This window comes from Denitratisoma sp. agr-D3, from assembly GCF_054658675.1.
The window spans coordinates 662491-682026 of sequence record NZ_BAAGIA010000001.1 but is presented as its reverse complement, the minus strand read 5'-3'; the positions used below and the strand labels follow the sequence as shown (position 1 = coordinate 682026).

General features: G+C 64.5%; 14 protein-coding genes. 7 read left to right on the top strand and 7 right to left on the bottom strand.

Annotated elements, in window-relative coordinates:
- Positions 1-7: 7 nt before the first annotated feature.
- Both ACYQ2U_RS03215 and grxD read right to left on the bottom strand, forming a co-directional pair.
- Positions 8-904, bottom strand: coding sequence for a DMT family transporter (locus ACYQ2U_RS03215; protein WP_459948889.1), 897 nt, complete (start codon positions 902-904; stop codon positions 8-10).
- 69 nt (positions 905-973) lie between these two features.
- Positions 974-1300, bottom strand: a complete 327-nt coding sequence (grxD, locus tag ACYQ2U_RS03210) for a Grx4 family monothiol glutaredoxin (protein WP_459948888.1) — start codon at positions 1298-1300, stop codon at positions 974-976.
- 175 nt (positions 1301-1475) lie between these two features.
- Here grxD and rfaH point away from each other — a divergent pair, with 175 nt between their 5' ends.
- Positions 1476-1973 carry a transcription/translation regulatory transformer protein RfaH gene (rfaH, locus tag ACYQ2U_RS03205; RefSeq protein WP_459948887.1) on the top strand — a complete coding sequence of 166 codons (498 nt, stop codon included), beginning with the start codon at positions 1476-1478 and terminating at the stop codon, positions 1971-1973.
- A 27-nt stretch (positions 1974-2000) separates the two neighbouring features.
- Here rfaH and prmC read toward each other — a convergent pair whose 3' ends face one another.
- From prmC to hemA, 3 genes are all read right to left on the bottom strand, one after another.
- Entirely contained in the window at positions 2001-2825 is an 825-nt protein-coding gene (gene prmC / locus ACYQ2U_RS03200) for a peptide chain release factor N(5)-glutamine methyltransferase (RefSeq protein WP_459948886.1), read from the bottom strand.
- A gap of 4 nt (positions 2826-2829) precedes the next feature.
- Positions 2830-3918 carry a peptide chain release factor 1 gene (prfA, locus tag ACYQ2U_RS03195; RefSeq protein WP_459949235.1) on the bottom strand — a complete coding sequence of 363 codons (1089 nt, stop codon included), beginning with the start codon at positions 3916-3918 and terminating at the stop codon, positions 2830-2832.
- A gap of 84 nt (positions 3919-4002) precedes the next feature.
- On the bottom strand, positions 4003-5277 hold the full coding sequence (hemA, locus tag ACYQ2U_RS03190) for a glutamyl-tRNA reductase (RefSeq protein ID WP_459948885.1): 1275 nt from the start codon (positions 5275-5277) through the stop codon (positions 4003-4005).
- Positions 5278-5513: 236 nt separating this feature from the next.
- Between hemA and ACYQ2U_RS03185 the strand changes: the two genes are divergently transcribed.
- Positions 5514-5876, top strand: a complete 363-nt coding sequence (locus ACYQ2U_RS03185) for a hypothetical protein (RefSeq protein WP_459948884.1) — start codon at positions 5514-5516, stop codon at positions 5874-5876.
- Positions 5870-6697, top strand: a complete 828-nt coding sequence (locus tag ACYQ2U_RS03180; protein ID WP_459948883.1) for an HDOD domain-containing protein — start codon at positions 5870-5872, stop codon at positions 6695-6697. Before ACYQ2U_RS03185 ends, ACYQ2U_RS03180 begins: the two co-directional genes overlap by 7 nt.
- A gap of 143 nt (positions 6698-6840) precedes the next feature.
- On the opposite strand, the gene ACYQ2U_RS03175 is transcribed toward ACYQ2U_RS03180, so the two are convergent.
- On the bottom strand, positions 6841-7944 hold the full coding sequence (locus ACYQ2U_RS03175) for an NAD(P)/FAD-dependent oxidoreductase (protein WP_459948882.1): 1104 nt from the start codon (positions 7942-7944) through the stop codon (positions 6841-6843).
- A 207-nt stretch (positions 7945-8151) separates the two neighbouring features.
- Here ACYQ2U_RS03175 and ACYQ2U_RS03170 point away from each other — a divergent pair, with 207 nt between their 5' ends.
- The 4 genes from ACYQ2U_RS03170 (at position 8152) to ACYQ2U_RS03155 (ending at position 18763) form a co-directional block, all read left to right on the top strand.
- Positions 8152-10929 carry a PD-(D/E)XK nuclease family protein gene (locus tag ACYQ2U_RS03170; RefSeq protein WP_459948881.1) on the top strand — a complete coding sequence of 926 codons (2778 nt, stop codon included), beginning with the start codon at positions 8152-8154 and terminating at the stop codon, positions 10927-10929.
- Positions 10919-14347 carry a UvrD-helicase domain-containing protein gene (locus ACYQ2U_RS03165; protein ID WP_459948880.1) on the top strand — a complete coding sequence of 1143 codons (3429 nt, stop codon included), beginning with the start codon at positions 10919-10921 and terminating at the stop codon, positions 14345-14347. Before ACYQ2U_RS03170 ends, ACYQ2U_RS03165 begins: the two co-directional genes overlap by 11 nt.
- Before the next feature lie 122 nt (positions 14348-14469).
- Complete coding sequence (locus tag ACYQ2U_RS03160) at positions 14470-17664, top strand: ATP-binding protein (protein ID WP_459948879.1); 3195 nt, start codon at positions 14470-14472, stop codon at positions 17662-17664.
- A complete protein-coding gene (locus ACYQ2U_RS03155; protein ID WP_459948878.1) occupies positions 17648-18763 on the top strand; it encodes an HD domain-containing phosphohydrolase in 1116 nt (371 codons plus the stop codon). The genes ACYQ2U_RS03160 and ACYQ2U_RS03155 overlap by 17 nt, the downstream gene beginning before the upstream one ends.
- A 13-nt stretch (positions 18764-18776) precedes the next feature.
- Here ACYQ2U_RS03155 and ACYQ2U_RS03150 read toward each other — a convergent pair whose 3' ends face one another.
- The gene (locus tag ACYQ2U_RS03150) at positions 18777-19469 is read right to left on the bottom strand and encodes a TerC family protein (RefSeq protein ID WP_459948877.1); all 693 of its coding nucleotides are present in this window, start codon (positions 19467-19469) and stop codon (positions 18777-18779) included.
- Positions 19470-19536 lie beyond the last annotated feature (67 nt).

Below are 19536 nucleotides of genomic sequence, written 5' to 3'. Positions count from 1 at the left end.
GCCGCCTTCATGGCGCACGGCGCAGGCTGGCAGCCCAACCGATCAGGGACAACAGCGCCAAGCCACCGCCGATCAGCAGAATGCCAGCGATTTCCAGCGCCTTGAAGTCCTCCGCCAGCAACAGGCGGGAGGACAGGATGGCCACCACCGGCGTGCCCAGCACCGACAGACTGGCCTCCCAGGCCGGCACCCGGTCGAGGATGTAGATCCACAGCCACCAACACAAGGCCGTGCTGATCACGGACATGAAGGTCAGAATGCCCAGGTAATGGATGCTCCATGCCGTCGCCCGCTCAGGAATGACGGCCGCCAACAGCACCAGGGGGGCCGCGCCGAAGATCATCTGCCAGGTGGTCAGCACCAGCAGGTCCACCGGCTGGCGGGAGCGCAGGCGTTTGACCAGGATGGTGCCAATGGCCCAGCACAGGGCCGCCATGACACCGAGGAATTTGCTGAACAGGCTGGCGTGCATGTCCCAGGGTTCGATGATCAACAACAGGCCGGTCAAGGTGCTGATGGCTGCCAGCCACTGGCTGCCGCGCACGCGCTCGCCGAGGATGGGCCAGGCCATGAGCAGGGTCCAGATCGGCATGGTGAAGATCAGCACCGCCGTCTTGCCCGGCCCGCCCTCCACCAGGGCCCAAGTCTGAAAGATCATGAAACCCGACACCTGGCTGAGGCCGATGGCCAGGGTCTGCCAGGGCGCCACCAGGCGCAGGGGACGGCCCAAGAGCTTGAGCACCACCAGCAAGGACAGCGCCCCGCCCACGCAGCGCTCGGCGGCAAAGGCGAAGGGGGGCGCATAGGCCAAGGCTTGCTTCGCCACGACCCAGGTATAGCCCCAGGTCAGGGACAGCACGGCCAAGGCCAGCAGGGGAAGATAACGACGCAGGGAAACGGGCATGGCGGACTCACAAAAACAAAAGCCAGGCTCCTGTGACGGAAGCCTGGCCTAGAAAGGCTTCAGGGGAAATCACTGGGCCTTGGCGATGGGCTCCAGCAGGGGCTGTAGTTCGCCGGCCTGGTACATCTCGGTGGCAATGTCGGCCCCGCCGATGAACTCGCCGTTGATGTAAAGCTGGGGGATGGTGGGCCAGTTGGAGAAGTCCTTGATGCCCTGACGGATGGTTTCGTCCGCCAGCACATCCACGGTGACAAACTTGTTCAGGCCACAGGCCTTGAGGATTTGCACCACGCGGCCGGAAAAACCGCACTGGGGAAACTGGGCGTTGCCCTTCATGAAGAGCACCACGGGGTTCTGGCTGACCAAATCCTGAATCTTTTGCTGTACGGCATCCATGACGAAATCCTTTTCAATACCCGACAAAAATAATCGGGCTTATTTTACGGAGCCGGGGGGAAATGGTCAATGCGCATCATGACGTCCCCGCTTGTGACTCAAATCACCCATCAAAAAACCGTACTGGCCGAGTGGAACGTATAATCAAAAGAGTCCAATTGGCCCGGAGAGCGTCGTGCACTGGTATCTGATCCATACCAAACCCAGACAGGAAAAAGTGGCGCTGCAAAACCTGAAGCAACAGGGCTATCCGTGCTATCTCCCTGTCCTGCCATCGGAAAAGCTGCGCCAGGGGGCGCTTGCCCTGAACGAGGAGCCGCTTTTCCCGCGTTATCTGTTCATCCAGTTGGGCATGGAAAGCGACGACAAAAGTTGGACACCGATCCGCTCCACGAAGGGCGTCAGCCGCTTGGTGAGTTTTGGCAGCAAGCCCGCCAAGGTGCCGGACAACCTCATTGCTTTTCTCCAAGCCCAGGAAGCCACCTTGCAGGGCAAGCCGGAGCGCCTGTTTGCCACGGGACAGCGGGTTTGCCTGACCCAAGGCGCCTTTGCCGGGGTCGAGGGCATTTATCAAATGGCCGACGGGGAACGCCGCGTCATGGTGCTCATCGAACTGATGAGCAAGCCGGTCATCATCAGCGTCGCGCCGACCGAATTACGCAAGGTCACGTAAGGCCAGCAAGGTCCGTCCAGGACTTCCTTACAGCCCGGGCCACTGCCCCAGGGTCACACGCACAATGCCGGCCAGATCGCGGTGCTGCTCAATCCCGCTGAAGCCACCCTGCTGCAATACCGCCACCATGGCCTCGGCCTGGTCATAACCGTGTTCGAACAACAGCCAGCCGCCGGGCGTGAGATGGGCTGGGGCGGCGGTGATGATGACGCGAATATCATCCAGGCCATCGGCGCCGCTTGCCAGGGCGCTGGGCGGCTCGAAACGCACGTCGCCCTGCGCCAGATGGGGATCGTCGGCCTTGATGTAGGGGGGGTTGGAGACGATCACATCGAACCGGCGCCCCGCCACGGGCGCAAACCAGCTCCCTAGAAGGAAATCCACCGTCGCCCCCAGGGCCTTGGCGTTCTGGCTGGCCACAGCCAGCGCCTCGGACGAGGCATCCACCGCCGTTACCGCCACATGGGGCATTTCCAGAGCCAGTGTGATGGCAATACAGCCGCTGCCGGTGCCCAGGTCGAGCAAGGCAGGGTTCCCCGACGCAGGCAGTTTGGCCAGGGCCAGTTCCACCAGTAATTCGGTTTCGTGACGAGGGATCAACACCGCAGGGCTGACGGCAAAGTCGCGGCCATAAAACTCCCGACAGCCCAGCAGATAGGCCACCGGCTCGCCCGCCTCCCGGCGCGCCACCCAGTGGGCAAAGCGTTCGGCCAGTGCATCTTGCAACTCGTCGTCCCGATGGGCCTCCAGCCAAGCCAGATTCTTTTCCAGCAGGGTGCCCAGCAGCAGCCGGGCTTCGCTCAGGGGAATGACCTGCCGCGCGGTTTGCAGGGCGGCGTGAATGCTGCCCACCGATTTACCCCTGGCCTTCCGCCGCCATGGCGGCCAGGAGTTCCGCCTGGTGCTCGGCGGTCAGGGCATTCACCAGTTCCGTCAGCTCGCCCTGCATGATGGCGTCCAGCTTGTACAGGGTCAGGTTGATGCGGTGGTCGGTCATGCGGCCCTGGGGAAAGTTGTAGGTGCGGATGCGCTCGCTGCGGTCGCCGCTGCCGATCAGGCTCTTGCGGGTGGAGGCGATCTTCTGGGCCTGCTCCCGCTGCTGGGCGTCGTTGATGCGGGCCGCCAGCACGCTCATGGCCTGGGCTTTGTTGCGGTGCTGGGAGCGGTCGTCCTGGCACTCCACCACAATGCCGGTGGGAATGTGGGTGATGCGCACGGCGGAATCAGTCTTGTTGATGTGCTGACCACCGGCGCCGGAAGCGCGGAAGGTGTCGATGCGTAGATCCGCCGGGTTGATCTGCACGTCCTCCAGCTCGTCCGCCTCGGGCATCACCGCCACGGTACAGGCCGAGGTGTGGATGCGGCCTTGAGATTCCGTGGCCGGGACGCGCTGCACCCGGTGGCCGCCGGACTCGAACTTGAGCTTGGAGTAGGCCCCCTGGCCGACGATGCGGCAGATGATTTCCCGATAGCCCCCCAGGTCCGACTCGTTGCGGGACACCACTTCCACCTTCCAGCCCTGGCCTTCGGCGTAGCGGGTGTACATGCGGAAGAGGTCGCCGGCAAACAAGGCGGATTCATCACCGCCGGTCCCGGCACGGATTTCCAGAAACAGATTCTTCTCGTCGTTGGGGTCCCGGGGCAACAGGGCGATTTGCAGCTCGTCTTCCAAGCGGGCGATGGTGGCCTTGGCCTGCTCGATTTCCTCCGCCGCCAGCTCCTTCATGTCCGGGTCGGACAACATTTCCTCGCCCCCGGCCAGATCGGCCTCCGCCTTGCGGTAGGCGGCGTAGAGGGCCACCACGGGTTCGATTTCCGCCGCTTCCTTATTGATGCGGCGATAGGCGTCCATGTCCTTGGTGGCCTCCTCGCTGGCCATCAGGGCTTCGATCTCTTCCTTGCGCTCCGTCAGGTGCTGGAGCTTGTCGCGGATGGTGTCTTTCATGGGCTGGCGGGGTGAATAGCGGACGTAATGGTTCACGCGCAAAAAGCGAGCGCCGCCCTCACGGGGCAGTACTCGCTTGATGCACTACTGGTGGGAATCGTTGGGCGTGTGGAGGTGGTAAATGTCCGCCAGCAGACCGGCCACCTTGGCGCGGTCTTCCCCTTCGGCCTGGTTCAGGGCCTGGGTGGGCGGATGCATCAGCTTGTTGGTGATGCCACGGGAGAGAGCTTCCAGCACCTTGGCCGGATCGTCGCCCCGGTGCAGGGTCTTGAGGGCGTGTTCCAGTTCGTGGTGGCGCACCTGCTCGGCTTTGTCGCGCAGGGCGCGGATCACCGGCACCACCTCGCGGGAATCCACCCAGTGCAGGAAGCTGTTCACCTGCTGGTCGATGATGGCCTCGGCCTCCACCACGGCTGCCTGGCGGCTTTCCAACCCGGCCTCGACGATCTGCCCCAGGTCGTCCATGGTGTAGAGGAACACGTCATCGAGACGTCCCACTTCGGCCTCGATGTCCCGGGGCACGGCCAGGTCCACCATCACCATGGGCCGGTGGCGGCGTTGCTTGAGCGCCCGTTCCACCATGCCCTTGCCCACCATGGGCAGGGGGCTGCCGGTACAGGACACCACGATGTCGTAGTCGGCCAGGCGGTCGGCCAACTCATCCAGCCGCATCACGTCGGCGCGAATGCGCCCGGCCAGGGCCTGGGCCCGTTCCGGCGTACGGTTGGCGATGGTCATGCGCTGGGGCTGCTCGGCGGCGAAATGGGCGGCACAGAGTTCGATCATCTCGCCGGCGCCGATGAACAACACCTTCTGCTTGGCAATGCTGTCGAAGATGCGACCCGACAAATGCACGGCAGCGGCGGCCATGGACACCGTGTTGGCGCCGATGGCGGTAGTGGAACGCACCTCCTTGGCCACCTCGAAGGTGCGCTGGAACAGCCGACCGAGGAAGGAACCGAGGCTACCCGCCTCTTCCGCCGTGCGGGCGGCCTGCTTCATCTGGCCCAGGATCTGGGGTTCCCCCAACACCATGGAGTCCAGACCGCTGGCCACGCGGAACATGTGGCGCACGGCATCCCGCTGGGGGTGGGCGTAGAGGTGGGGGTGGATGTGGTCGCCAGGCAGGGCGTGGTATTCCGCCAGCCAGTTTTTCACCGGCAGGATGGCGTCGGACCGGTCGGAAGCGCAGTAAAGTTCAGTACGGTTGCAGGTGGACAGGATGGCCGCCTCCCGCACCGCTTCCCGCCGCAACAGATCGTGCAGGGCCTTGGGCAAGCCGACCACGTCGAACGCCACCTGCTCGCGCACGGCGAGGGGGGCAGTAACATGGTTGAGACCGAGGGCAAATACCTGCATAAGCGGTGGGGAAAAGGTCGATGGCGAATTATACGGGCAGGGCCTGCATAATGCCGCGAAGATGGCCGGGGTGATCCGGGTCTCGGGCAGGGACCAGCAGGGGATCATCTCCGCTGCTCGCGGATCAGGCACCCTAAACCCCCACTATTCCCAGGTTTGATAGGGTATTACCAAAGGAGTATTCTCGGAAAGCTAAAAAAACAAAGTTGCCGGCTTCGGCAACAAGGAGGAACGTGATGCAGACCGACCCATCCGCCGCGACGGCGCAACGGGTGCCCCGCGACTATTGCTGGCTTTCCACGGCCGAACTGAAGCCGGGCATGGTGGTCGCCAGGCCCCTGTTTGCCAGTGCCGGCATGAAGGCGACCATCCACTTGGCCGTGGGCAGCACCATCACGGCGGGGACCATTGACCAGATCATCAGCAAGGGGGTCGAATGCGTCGCCGTGCGCCTGGACACCCCGCCCGACGCCACTACTCTCGCCGACCTCGCCAGCCGCCACGCGGCGCGCCTGGGAGAGATTTTCGGTCCCGCACCGGACGAACACTGCCGCCCCTTGCTGGCGGCGCTGCTCGAGGATGGTCCCAGCCTATGCTGAACGCCGACACCCTGGCGGACAACGTGGCCCAGCTGGCCAAGATCCTGCCCCCCTTCCCGCAGATCGTCACCGCGCTGCTGGACCAGCTCCAGGACGATGAAACCTCCATCGAAACCCTGACCCGGCTGGCTCGCAACGACCCGGTCATTTCCTCCGGCATCCTGGCCACGGCCAATCGCATACGCCGCATCAATGCCCAGGCGGACATCCACGATCTGTTCATTGCCGCCTCGCTGATCGGCATCGATCAATTGCGGCGCGTCGTGGTGGCCGCCGCCATGAACAAATTCACCGCCGGAGAAAAAGGCGCCACCTTCCTCCTCAGCCACTCCCGCGCCGTCGCCATCGTCGCTCAGGAGCTGGCCATGCTGTGCGGCGTCTCCCCGGAAAAGGCCTACGTCGCCGGCATCCTGCACGACGTCGGCCAGCTTTGTTTCCACATCATGGACTCGGCCCTCTTTCACGAGGTGTACCTGGCATCCGCCAGTGACGGTCGCCTCACGGACCGGGAACGGGAAACCTTTGGCGTGGACCACACGATCATTGGCGAAGCACTGGCCCGGCACTGGCAACTTCCCGAGGACTTTGCCGTCGCCATTCGGCTGCATCACGACGATGGCCCCGTCGCCAGTCCATTGCAGGCGGTGGTCAATCTCGCCGAAAGCCTGAGCCGAGCCCTGGACATTCCCCCTTCCCCCAAGAACCGGCTAACCAGGCTCAACGCCCTCGCCGTGGAATTCCTCGGCATCACCTGGGACAGTCCTGAAATCCGGGACTGCTTTGGCCGCTCCCGGGCCCGGTTCCGTCAGACCATGTGCTGACGGAATCGAGCCCGTCGTCACATACAGGCTGCCCCCCCTCAATCCGCGTTACACCGTCCCCCAAACCCTATCTACTTCCGACGAAACGTATCCAGAAATGCCTTGATAGCTGATATCAAAATATCTACACAGCTAGCTGAAAGCTAGCTTAGTAAGTCAACCACATAATCTGCAATGGCTAGGCTAGATGTCAGCCCCGGTGACTCGATGCCAAACAGATTGATGAGTCCCGAAACCCCATGACATTCTGGCCCCTGAATAAGGAAATCGGCAGCAGCTTCACCGGGGCCTGTAATCTTAGGACGAATCCCGCAGAAAGCTGGAACCAAGGCGCCATCTTGTAATCTGGGCCAATAACGGCGCACTTCAATGTAAAAATGATCTGCCCTAGACGGCGCCACACTGTAGTCCAATTGAGAAACCCATTCGACATCCGGGCCAAAACGACCTTGTCCCCCAAGATCCAAAGTCAAATGAACCCCCAGCCCTCCGGGCTCCGGGACTGGATAAATAAGATGCGAAAAGGGTATTTTTGCTCCGTGAGCATAGTAGTTTCCTTTAGCCCAATGAGTAGGCGGAATACGATCTTGGGGAAAGCCTAATACTGATGCTGCTACCCTTTGGGCAGACAGGCCTGCTGCATTGACCACGAAATGTGTCTGCAAAGACGATTTGCCATCTGGAGTGTCGACATCCAATCGAATACTCTTTGCAGAAACGTCCCCTGAGACAACCGCACTCCGGCGAGCGAGCACGGCACCACTGCGCTCGGCATCACCAAGGATTGCCAACATCAATCCGTGGCTATCCACAATCCCGGTCTCTGCTGACAATAAAGCCGCTTTACACTGAAGCTCGGGTTCCCGCATGCTGGCTTGTAGCGAACTAAGCATTTCAAGACCAGTGACACCATTGGCAAGTCCCTGAGCATAAAGTGCCTCCAACTTACCAACTTGCTCATCACTCGTTGCAACGATCAACTTGCCACAGCGACGATGAGAAACACCATGGTCTTCACAGAAATCATAAAGCCGTCTATTGCCCTGAACACATAAAGTGGCTTTGAGCGAATCTTTCGGATAGTACAGCCCAGCATGGATCACTTCACTGTTGCGAGCACTCGTTTCGGTACCGAAGGTTTCATGCCTTTCGAGAATAACTGTCTCATATCCCCGTAATGCTAGTGCCCTTGCACAAGCCAATCCGACCACCCCCGCCCCAATGACAACCGCATCAACTGATTCCATGATAGCTACCAACATAAAGATGACGCGGAGAATAGCCCAAAAACGGCGGAATCACTGACCGCCAAATCGGCCGAGCCTAGACTCTCGTATCTCAAGCTCGCCACCAAACCCGCTGAGATGGCAGAATTCCCTACTTTCCATATTAGTCACACCATGGCTCTCGCCTTGCCACAGTTGCCTCGTCTACTTGCACAGAGTTCGGTTCTTGTGCTTTGCGCCACCCGGCGCCTGGCCCAGGCATTGGGCCAACAATACGACCAGTTGCAAGCCGGTGCCGGGCTGGTCCGTTGGCCGACCCTGGCGGCCCGCACGGTGGGGGAATGGCTGGCCGAACAGGCGGAGGTGTTGCAATTGCGCGCCGACGAGGCCCAGCTGTCGGCCCAGCCGTTGTTGCAGCGGCGCCCCCTGGGCGGCTTCGAGGAAAGGCTGTTGTGGGAAGGGATCATCAGCGGATCCCTGGAGGACGGACAGCGATCCCTATTCGATATCGCCGCCATGGCCGCCACGGCGAAGGAAGCCCATGCCGTCGCCGTGGGCTGGAAGCTGCCCCTGGATGGCGCTTTCGCCAGCGATGAAACCCGCCGTTTCCTGGCCTGGCGCAAGGCTTTCCTCGCCGCCTGCGACAAGGCCGGCCTGGTGGACGAAACCCGCCTGCACTGGGCCCTGCTGGCCTTGATCAGCAACCCCGCCGCGGTTCCGAGCCTGCCGCGACACATCCTGCTCGCTGGCTTCGACCGCTACACCCCCATCGAACAGTCTCTCCAGGAAATCTGCCGCGAGCGCGGCTGCTGGGTGGACGAACTCGATACCGCCCACCCCGCCGTGCAAGACGACGCGGAGGATCAGGACGAACTATGGGAGCGGGAGGCCGACGCCGGACCACAACGGCAGCGTGCCGTCTCCTATCCCGACACGGCCGCCGAATGCCTCGCCGCCGCCCTCTGGGCCCGGGCCCGACTGGCGGACAATCCCCAGGCCCGGTTGGGTATCGTCGTCCCCGACCTGGCCGCCTGTCGCACGCTGATCCAGGACACCCTGGACGACGTGCTCGCTCCCTGGGCCATCCGTCCGGCCGGGGCCGAGGGGGCCCGGCCCTACAACATCAGTCTCGGCCTGGCGCTGCACCGCCATCCCCTGGTGGCGACGGCCCTGGCACTGCTGCGCCTGGTCGCCATGCCCAAGCCCATTGAACAGGGCCAGTTCAGCCAGTTGCTGCGCAGCCCCTACTGGTCCGCCGGCGGCAGCGAAGCCGACGACCGGGCCCGCATCGAAGCCGGCCTGCGCCAGGGGGTGGCGCCCAAGGCCAGTCTGCGCCGCTATCTGTCCTTCGCCACGTTCTACGGGGAGCGCCATGCCCTGGCCGTACCGCGCTTGCTGGCCGACCTGGACGCGCTGATCCAGGCCGGCGACCAGCTGCCCCGGCGCAAAGCCCCTTCCTACTGGGCCGAAGCCTTCCTCGCCCTGCTCGACCAGGGCGGCTGGCTGGCCGAGCGCACCCTTACCAGCCACGAATACCAGACCCGACTCGCCTTTCTGGAAGAGACCCGCAAGCTGGCGGGACTCGATACCCTATTGGACGAAGTGAATGCCGCCACCGCCCTCAAGCACCTGACCCAGTTGTGCGGGGAGCGGGTCTTCCAACCCAAGACCCAGGGCAATCCGCCCATCCAGGTACTGGGCCTGCTGGAAACCACCGGCCTCAATTTCGACGCCCTCTGGGTGATGGGCATGACCGACGCCGCCTGGCCGCCCCCGGCCCGGCCCAACCCCCTGCTGCCCGCCGAATTGCAGCGGGACCGGCGCACCCCCAACGCCAGCGCCACGGTGCAGTTGGCGTTTGCCGCCACGGTGCAGCGTCGGCTGGGCCGCAGCGCGCCGGAGGTGGTGTTCTCCTGGCCCCGCAACGAAGGCAGCAGCGGGCTGCGTCCCAGTCCGCTCTTGTCCAGGCTGCTGCCGGCCGAGGAACGGGACGCCCCGGACTCGCCCCACTGGGCCAAGCACCGCGACCCGGCGGCCTTCGCCCCGCCCCTCGACGACCACTTGGCACCACCGGTGGCGGAAGGCGAGACCGTCCAGGGCGGTACTTGGCTGCTACGGGCACAGGCCATCTGCCCCGCCTGGGCCTACTACCAGTACCGGCTCGGCGCGAAGAAACTGGAAACACCGGTGGAAGGCCTGGACCCGGCGCAACGGGGCAGCCTGGTGCACGACACCCTGGAGTATTTCTGGCGACAGGTGAAAACCCTGCACGCCTTGCAGGCCATGGACGACGACCGCCGCCGCGATGCCGTGCTGGCCGCCATCGATGCCGTGCTGGCCGGCCACGACGAGGACCCGCGCCGGGAGTCCCTCAAACCCCGCTTCCGTGCCCTGGAGCGGCAGCGCATCCTGCGCCTGGTGATGGGTTGGCTGGCGGTGGAATTGCAACGGCCGCAACCGTTCACCGTGGTCGCCTGCGAGGAATCGGTACGGGTGGAAATCGAGGGTATCGCCGCCAACATGCAGATCGACCGCATCGACCAATTGGAAGACGGCCGCCTGCTCGTCATCGACTACAAGACCGGTGCCGCCATCGATACCCAGAACTGGGCCACGGAGCGCATCACCGAACCGCAATTGCCCATCTACGCCGCCATCGCCCAGCCGGCGGACAACGCCATCGCCGCTGTGGTGTTCGCCAAGGTACTGCTGGACGATCCGTCCTTCATCGGCCTGGGCGAGGAAGACGGCCTGCTGCCCAAGGTGGCGGGCCTGGACAGCAAGGCGGGACGCAAGCTGTTCGCCGACAGCCAACGTTTCCCCGACTGGCCCAGCGTCCTCGAACACTGGCGGCAGCGCATCGCCGCCATCGCCCGGGAAGTGAAGGCCGGCGAGGCGGCGGTGAGCTTTAGCGACGAAAAGGACTTGCGTTACTGCGACGTCCTGCCCCTGCTGCGGCTGGCGGAACGCAAGGCACAGCAGGAAAGGGCCGGCCATGAGTCATGACGACGACGCCCTGCTGAACGCCGACGGCGCGGCGCGCCGCGCCGCCCTGGCGCGGGAATCCATCATCGTCGAGGCCCCCGCCGGCGCCGGCAAGACCGAACTGCTGACCCAGCGCTTTCTGGCCCTGCTGCCCACGGTGCAGGACCCGGAAGAGATCGTCGCTCTCACCTTCACCAACAAGGCGGCAGCGGAAATGCGCGCCCGCATCGTGGACAGCCTGGCCCTGGCCGCCTCGGGCCAACGTCCCGGCGATGACCAGCCCCACAAGCAAATCACCTACGACCTGGGCCGCCAGGTGCTGGCGGCGGACGAAGCCCGGGATTGGGGCCTGCGCTACCACCCGGGCCGGCTCCAGGTCACCACCCTGGACGCCCTGTGCGGCAAGCTGGCGCGGCAGATGCCCTTCCTCTCCCGCTTCGGCGCCCAGCCGGCGGTGAGTGCCGACGCCGCCCCCCTCTATCGCCAAGCGGCGCGCAACACCCTGGACATGCTGGAAGACGACGGCGAGGAAACCGTCGCCGCCCAGGAAGTACTGACCCGGGTGTTGACCTATTTCGACAACGACGCACGCAAGGTGCAAAGCCTGCTGGAAGCCATGCTCGCCACCCGCGACCAGTGGCTGGGCCACATCCACGGCCAACACCATGACAGCGGACCGAGCCGGACCGCCCTGGCGAGCCTGGTCAACGACGAACTGGCCGCCATTGCCACCGCCCTGCCGCCTGCCCTGCAACAGGCCATGATGGCCGCCGCCCGCTACGCTGGCGACATGGCCCGGCAAAACGGCGGCGCGGACAACGTGGCCAATCTGCTCGACTGGACCCGCCCCCTCGCCGGTCATGCCGAGGAACTGCCCCGCTGGCGCGGCCTGGGGGAGTTGCTGCTGACCAGGACCGGCACCCTGCGTAGCCGTTTTGACCCGACCCTGAAACTCAGCGAGAAAGACGTCAAACCCCTGGCCGAAGCCCTCAAGGACGTCATCGCCACCCTCAAGCAAAGCGCCAGCAGCGAGGCGCAACTGGCCCGCATTGGCCAACTGCCCGACCCGCAGCCGGGCGAGGACGAGTGGCAATTGATCGCCGATTTCGCCCTGCTGCTGACCTTGGCCTCGGCCCAACTCTGGCTGGTGTTCCTCGAGCAGCGCCAGGTGGACTTCATCGAGGTGGCCCAGAACGCCCTGGCCGCCCTGGGCAGCAGCGAGGCCCCGAGCGAATTGCGGGAAAAGCTCGACTATCGCCTCAGCCATCTGCTGGTGGACGAATTCCAGGACACCAGCCCGGTCCAGGTGCGGTTGCTGGAACAACTCACCGCCGACTGGCAGGCGGAGGATGGCCGCACCCTGTTCCTGGTGGGCGATCCCATGCAGTCGATCTACCGCTTCCGCAAGGCCGACGTGGGGTTGTTCCTCAAGGTGCGGGAACGGGGCATCGGCGGCATCCGCCTCAAGCCCCTGCGCCTTTACCGCAACAACCGCTCCCAGCGGCAACTGGTGGCGTGGGTGAACGCCACCTTCCCCAGCGTGTTCGCCGCCGCGGACGATCCCCGCCGCGGCGCGGTCAGGTTCGCCCCTGCCGCCCCGACCCTGGGCAGCGCCCCCGAGGCCGGGGTGTGGATCCATCCCGTCGTGGACGGCGCGGATGGCGAGATGGAGGAAGAGGGACCGATGGATCACCGGGAAGCACGGCAAATCATCAGCCTGTTGCGCCAGACCCGGCGGGAGGACCCCAACGGCAGCATCGCCGTGCTGGTGCGCGCCCGCAGCCATCTGCAAGCCCTGGTCAGCGAACTGCGCCAGGAAGCTGCCGATCTGCGCTACCAGGCAGTGGAAATCGAGGCCCTGGACCAGCGGCAGGCGGTGCAGGACCTGCTGTCCCTGACCCGGGCCCTGCACCACCGGGCCGACCGGGTCCATTGGCTGGCGGTGTTGCGCGCGCCCTGGTGCGGCCTGACCCTGGCCGACCTGCACGTCCTCGCCGGCGACGACCATCGCCGCACGATCTGGCAGTTGATGCAGGACGATGCCCGTCTCGGCCGGCTCAGCGACGACGGTCGGCAACGACTGGGCCATGTCCGCGCGGTGCTGGCGGAGGCCTTCGCCCATCATGGCCAACACCGGCCCCGACGCTGGGTGGAAGGCGTCTGGCAATGCCTGGGCGGCCCCCTCTGCCTGCGGGACGACAACGATGCCCTCGACGTTGAGGCCTTCCTGACCCTGCTCGACGGCGCGGAAAGCCAGGGCAGCCTGGACCTGGAGCAGCTGGCGGAGGACATGGCCAAGCTCTACGCCGCCCCCGATCCGGCGGGCGGCGCCATCCAGTTGATGACGGTGCACAAGTCCAAGGGGCTGGAGTTCGACACGGTGATCCTGCCCGGCCTGCATCGCCCCCTGCGGGGCAACGACCGTCCCCTGCTGGTGTGGGAGCAGGTGCTGCTCGACGACGGCGACGAACACCTGGTGGTCGCACCCCTGCCGCGCAAAAAAACCGACAAAAGCGGTCCCCCCAGCCGTTACGACTACCTGCTGGAATTCGAGAAGCAACGCGCTCAGCATGAAAGCCAGCGCCTGCTTTACGTAGCGGCAACCCGGGCCAAGCGCCAACTGCATTTGTTCGGCGCCGTGAGCCCCAGCGGCAAGGAGGGGGAAATCTGTCGCCCACCGGCCAAGAACGCCGCCCTGGCCCTGCTCTGGCCCGCCATCGGCGGCGAGTTCGAGGCAGCCGTAACGTCCCGGGAGGAAAAAATCGGCGACGACGCCACCGTGGCGCCCCCTTTCACCCCCCGCCTGGAACGGCTGGCCGCGCCGGCCATCGCCACAGCCCTCGGCATTCCCCCGGGCGCGGTCAAAGCGGATGCCGGCAACGACGAATTGGACGCCGCGACGGCAAGCCACAGCCTGGAGGCGGACATCGGCATCCTGGTGCATCGTTATCTGGAACTCATCGCCGACGACGATCCGGCCCGCTGGCCCAGCACCCGCCTGGCCGCCTTGACCGAGCCGGTCCGACGCTGGCTCCTGGCCCGGGGCCATGGTCCCGCCGCCGCGCAACAGGGCACACAGACGGTCCTGCGCAACCTGGGCACCACCCTGGACAGTACCGAGGGACGCTGGCTGCTCAGGGCCCGGCCCGGCTCCGGCAGCGAACTGGCCCTCACCAGCCGGGAGGACAACGGTCTACGCGCCCACGTGGTCGATCGCAGCTTCATTGATGACGGCATCCGCTGGATCGTGGACTACAAGAGCCTTTTCGCCGGCACCGACGTGGATGACGCCACCCTCCGCCAGCAGGCGGAAACCCATCGCCCCCAATTGACCCGCTACCGGGGACTGTTCGAGGACACGGGCATTCCCGTCCGCTGCGCGGTTTTCTTCACCGCCCATGGCCGCCTGATTCCCCTGGACGACGCACCAGCCGGCTGACGGCCGTGACGGCCGACCTTTTCTTTATATAACTTTTGTTATATAAATCGAAAATCGTCATATTTGCTTCATACTGCAAATAAGTTTGCCATCCACATCGCCTGGAGCCCTTCGCCATCTCCATGACCACCGTCCCGAGCCTGCGCCGCCTACTGGTGCTCTCCGTTTCCCTCACCCTGGTGCTGTGCGTTGCCGGCGTCCTGATGCTGGCCAACGTCCTGCAATCCCGGGAGGTGGAGCGGCAATCCGCGCAGCGCATGGCGACGGTGGCGAAGAACGCCGAGCACCGCGTGTTGATCAGCCTGCAAGAGCGGTTCTATGAACTACGCACCGTGGGCGAAACCATCGGCCGTGGCGAACGCTTCTCCATCCAGGGCCTGCAACCCGTGTTCGACCAGATGCTGCGGGAATACGAAGGCTATGCCTGGATCGGACTGACCGACCGCCAAGGCCGCGTCCTGGTGGCCAGCCACGGCCATTTACTGGGCCGGTCCATGGCGCAACGGCCCTGGTTCCAGCGCAGCCTGAGCGGCCCCTACATCGGCAGCGTGCACCGGGCGGAAATGCTGGCCCCGCTCTTGCCGCCCGATGAGGATGGCCTGCCGCCGCGCCTGCTGGACATCGCCATCCCCATCGGCCCGGAGGGCAAGAGGGAAGCTGTCCTCAGCGGCCGCCTCAACTGGTTCTGGCTCGACGGCCTGTTGCAGGAATACGAACTGGAGTCCTCCCAGGGGGTTCACCGCCAGGTGCTGTTGCTGGATGAAAAAGGCATGGTATTGCGCGGGCCGAAGAACCTGGTGGGCAGCCCCCTGCCGGATCGCCCACCCGGCACGGGCGATGCCCCCAGTCATTGGGCCACGGCCGATTGGCTCAATCTGGCCCAGGCGATCCCCGACGACCCCAAGCTCGGCTCGCCACGATGGACATTGGTGGTGCGGGAAAGCCGCGAGGACCTGGTGCACATCAGCCACCAGATGCGCAGCGCCCTTATCGTCGCCGCCCTGCCCTTGCTGGCCCTCTTCCTCGCGGCGATCTGGCTGCTGGGACGCTACATCGCCCGGCCCCTGGAACAAATCAGCCAGGCCGCCGGAAAAGGCGAGGACATTCCCAACGTCGCCGGTTACCGGGAAGCCCGCGAACTGCAAGAAAACCTGCGGCGCATGACCCAGGAACTCAAGGCTCAGCACGCCCAGGTGGAAGCCGAGGTGGAGGCCCGCATGGCCGAAATGAACCAGCTGCTGAAGGCCCTCAACATGCACACCCTGGTGACCATGGCGGACAGCAAGGGCAACATCACGTATGTGAACGACCTGTTCTGCCAAGTCAGCGGCTACAGCCGGGAAGAAGTGCTGGGACAGAACCATCGGGTGGTGAAGTCGGACGTGCATTCACCGGAGTTCTACCAGGACATGTGGGCCACCCTCACGGCGGGGAAAATATGGTCCGGCGTTGTCTGCAATCAAAAGAAGAACGGCGAGCTCTACTGGGTGAAAAGCGTGATCGCCCCCGCCGACCCCGGCAATCCCTCGCCCCACGCCTTCGTCTCGGTGCGCACGGACATCACGGAACTGATGGAAGCCCAGCAGACCCTGCAACGGCTCAGCAACGACCTGCTGCGGCGCAGTGCCCTGACCACGTTGCTCAACGACATCACCGCCACCGCCAACGAAGCCTTCGACCGCCGCGATGCGATCCGCCGCTGCCTGGCCAAGGTGTGCGACTTCATGCATTGGCAGGTGGCCCACGCTTACGTGATCGACCCGCAGAATCCCAGCGTCCTGCGCTCGTCGAAGCAGTGGTATCTCTCCAATGCCCGCCGTTTCCAGGCATTCCGGGAACAAACCGAAGCCCTCTGCTATCGGCGCGGCACGGGCCTGCCGGGACGGGTGCTGGAGTTGCGGCGCCCCGTGTTCGTCACCACCAGCGAACCCCACGAAACGGCCCATCTGCCGCGCTATCGGGCCGGGGTGGAAGCCGGCCTGAGCGCGGCCCTGGGCATACCGATCACCGCCGGCGATGAAATCCTCGGCGTGGTGGAATGCTTCGGCGTGGGCATCCCCCAGGTCGACAATGAACTGATGGAAACCTTTCGCAACATCGGCGTGCAAATCGGCTTCGCCTTCAAGCGCCACGAGGATGCGATCACCCTGCAACAGGCCATGGATGCCGCGCAGAAGGCCAACCGCGCCAAGACCGAGTTTCTCTCCAGCATGAGCCATGAACTGCGCACCCCCCTCAACGCCATTCTCGGCTTCGCCCAAATCCTGGCCAACAGCACCCGCCACCCCCTCAATGAAAAACAGGCGGGACAGGTGCAGCACATTTTGCGCAGTGGCGAATACCTGCTGCACCTGATCAACGAAGTCCTCGACCTGTCCCGCATCGAGTCGGGGCGGCTCTCCCTGTCCATTGAAAAAACCAGCTTGCGGGCCATCATGGAGGACTGCATCGCCAAGGTGCTGCCCCTGGCGGAGCAGGCTGGCATCACCGTCGAGACCCAATGCACCATCGACGGCGGCGACGCCCTGGTGCGGGTGGACCGGGTACGGCTGCAACAGGTCATGTTCAACCTGCTGTCGAACGCGATCAAGTACAACCGTCCCCAGGGCTCGGTCCGGGTCCGGGGGGAAACGGACGGCCCCGGTCACGTCAAGGTCACCATTGCCGACACCGGCTACGGCATACCGCCGGAACGCCAGGCCGAGATGTTCCAACCCTTCAACCGGCTCGGCGCGGAGAATAGTGAAATCCAGGGCACCGGCATCGGCCTCACCATCACCCGCCAACTGATCCACGCCATGCACGGCGACATCGGCTTCACCAGCTGCGCTGCCGGCACGGAGTTCTGGGTGCGGATTCCCATCGCCGGCGCGGACACGGAAACGCTCGCACGCGAACTGCCCACCGAGGTCGACACCGTACCGCTACGGCACGAAGGCACCCTGCGGGTGCTCTGCGTCGAGGACAACCCGTCCAACATCCAGCTCATGCACAGCATCTTCGACAACCTCGCCGGCTACGAACTGCGCATGGCCCGATCCTGCGACGAGGCCTTCGGCCTGATCCGCGCCGGCAAGCCCGACATCATTCTGATGGACATCAACCTGCCGGGCATCTCCGGCATTGAAGGCACCGCCATCCTCAAGGCGGACGAAAGCACCCGCGACATCCCCATCATCGCCCTCAGCGCCGATGCCATGGAGGAAACCCGCCAGAAGGCCTTGGCAGCGGGCGTGGTGGAATACTTGACCAAGCCGGTAAAGGTGAATCTCTTGCTGGCCAGCCTGGAGCGTGTCGCCCATGGACAAGATGCCTGATTTCGACAATCTCGACAGTTGGATTTACGCCGCCCGCATTCTGGTGGTGGACGACAATCCGGCCAATGTGGAACTGCTTCTGACCATTCTCGACGAAGCCGGCTACGACCAGGTGGACGGCCTGACCGATCCCCGGGAGGTCCTGCCCAAGCACCTGGAGCGTCGCTACGATCTGATCCTGCTCGACATCCGCATGCCTCACCTGGACGGCATCCAGGTGCTGGAACTGCTCTCGCCCCACATCCGCGCCGACTATGTGCCGGTGATCGTCCTCACCGCCCAGAACGACCAGGAAACCCGGCAGAAGGCCCTCCATGCCGGCGCCCGCGACTTCCTGACCAAACCATTCCAGCACTGGGAAATCCTGCTCCGCATCCGCAACACCCTGGAGTCCCGGGCGTTTTACGTGATGGAAAAGCAGCGGGCGGCGCGCCTGCACCAGGAGGTCCTGGACGCCACCGCCGAAATTCGCGAAACCCAGATGGAACTCCTCAGCCGCCTGGGCCAGGCGGCGGAATTCCGCGACACGGAAACCGGCGCCCACGTGGTGCGGATGAGTCGCTACTGCATGATCCTGGCCAAAAAACTTGGCCTCAGCGACGAGGCGGCGCAAATGCTGCTGGCCATCTCCCCGATGCACGACGTGGGCAAGGTCGGCATTCCAGACAGCATCCTGCTCAAGCCGGGCAAGCTGACCCCGGAGGAATTCGAGCAGATGAAAAACCACTCATGGATCGGCTACACCCTGCTCGACGGCCATTCGTCGGAACTGCTGACCCAGGCCAAGACCGTCGCCCTGACCCATCACGAAAAATGGGACGGCAGCGGTTACCCGCGGGGACTGAAGGGCGAGGAAATTCCCCTGGCCGGTCGCATCTGTGCCGTGGCGGACGTTTTCGATGCTCTGACCAGCCGTCGCCCCTACAAAGAAGCCTGGCCGGTGGAGCAGGCGGTGGATTATTTGCGCACCCACGCCGGCAGCCACTTCGATCCGCAAGTGGTGCAGGCCTTCATCGACAGCCTGGACGACATCCTCTTGGTGCGGGCCAGCCACCCGGATGAAAGCCACGCCATGACGGCGCCGGAGCAGCAGCCCTAGCAGGCCCCGGCCGTCACAATACGGTCCGGTCGCTCTCCGCCCGGGCGCGGCGGGACAACAGGGTTCCCGTCGCCACCACCAGCAAGGCTCCCAGCACACCGGCCAGCCAATGCACGCCATGACCCGCCGGCAAACGGCCGGTCAGCAGGGGATCGGCCACCAGCATGTCCCCCGCCACATAGCCCAGCAGCGCGGCGCCCAGGGTCACGACCACCGGGAAGCGTTCCATCAGATGCAGCACCAACTGGCTGGAAAAAATGATCAGGGGAATGCTCACGGCCAGGCCGAACAGCAGCAGCCAGAGGGAATCGTGGGCCGCCGCCGCAACGGCGATGACGTTGTCCAGGCTCATGACGAAGTCGGCGACGATGATGGTCTTGACGGCACCGATCAGGCGGGAGGAGCCCTCGATGTCATGTCCCTCCTCGTCCTCGGGCAACATCAACTTGGTGCCGATCCACAACAGCAACAGCGCACCGATGATCTTGAGATAGGGCAGCCCCAGCAAGGTGGCGGCCAGGGCCGTCAATGCCAGGCGCAGGCCCACGGCGCCCACTACGCCCCAGAGGATGCCCTGCTTGCGCTGCTGGGGCGGCAGGTTGCGGCAGGCCATGGCGATCACCACGGCGTTGTCGCCGGAGAGCAGCAAATCGATGACGATGATTTGAAAAACCGACAGCCAGAAGGCAGAGGAAACCAGATCCATAAATACCGAGGACGAAAATAAAAAAACCGCGCCGGCTGACGCCGACGCGGTTTTATACCCGATTAAG

What these genes read in the sequence shown, in the direction of transcription:
- ACYQ2U_RS03215 (WP_459948889.1), bottom strand. Translation starts at nt 904, where the DNA reads ATGCCCGTTTCCCTGCGTCGTTATCTTCCCCTGCTGGCCTTGGCCGTG.
- grxD (WP_459948888.1), bottom strand. Translation starts at nt 1,300, where the DNA reads ATGGATGCCGTACAGCAAAAGATTCAGGATTTGGTCAGCCAGAACCCC.
- prfA (WP_459949235.1), bottom strand. Translation starts at nt 3,918, where the DNA reads ATGAAAGACACCATCCGCGACAAGCTCCAGCACCTGACGGAGCGCAAG.
- hemA (WP_459948885.1), bottom strand. Translation starts at nt 5,277, where the DNA reads ATGCAGGTATTTGCCCTCGGTCTCAACCATGTTACTGCCCCCCTCGCC.
- ACYQ2U_RS03185 (WP_459948884.1), top strand. Translation starts at nt 5,514, where the DNA reads ATGCAGACCGACCCATCCGCCGCGACGGCGCAACGGGTGCCCCGCGAC.
- ACYQ2U_RS03180 (WP_459948883.1), top strand. Translation starts at nt 5,870, where the DNA reads ATGCTGAACGCCGACACCCTGGCGGACAACGTGGCCCAGCTGGCCAAG.
- ACYQ2U_RS03175 (WP_459948882.1), bottom strand. Translation starts at nt 7,944, where the DNA reads ATGGAATCAGTTGATGCGGTTGTCATTGGGGCGGGGGTGGTCGGATTG.
- ACYQ2U_RS03165 (WP_459948880.1), top strand. Translation starts at nt 10,919, where the DNA reads ATGAGTCATGACGACGACGCCCTGCTGAACGCCGACGGCGCGGCGCGC.
- ACYQ2U_RS03160 (WP_459948879.1), top strand. Translation starts at nt 14,470, where the DNA reads ATGACCACCGTCCCGAGCCTGCGCCGCCTACTGGTGCTCTCCGTTTCC.
- ACYQ2U_RS03155 (WP_459948878.1), top strand. Translation starts at nt 17,648, where the DNA reads ATGGACAAGATGCCTGATTTCGACAATCTCGACAGTTGGATTTACGCC.
- ACYQ2U_RS03150 (WP_459948877.1), bottom strand. Translation starts at nt 19,469, where the DNA reads ATGGATCTGGTTTCCTCTGCCTTCTGGCTGTCGGTTTTTCAAATCATC.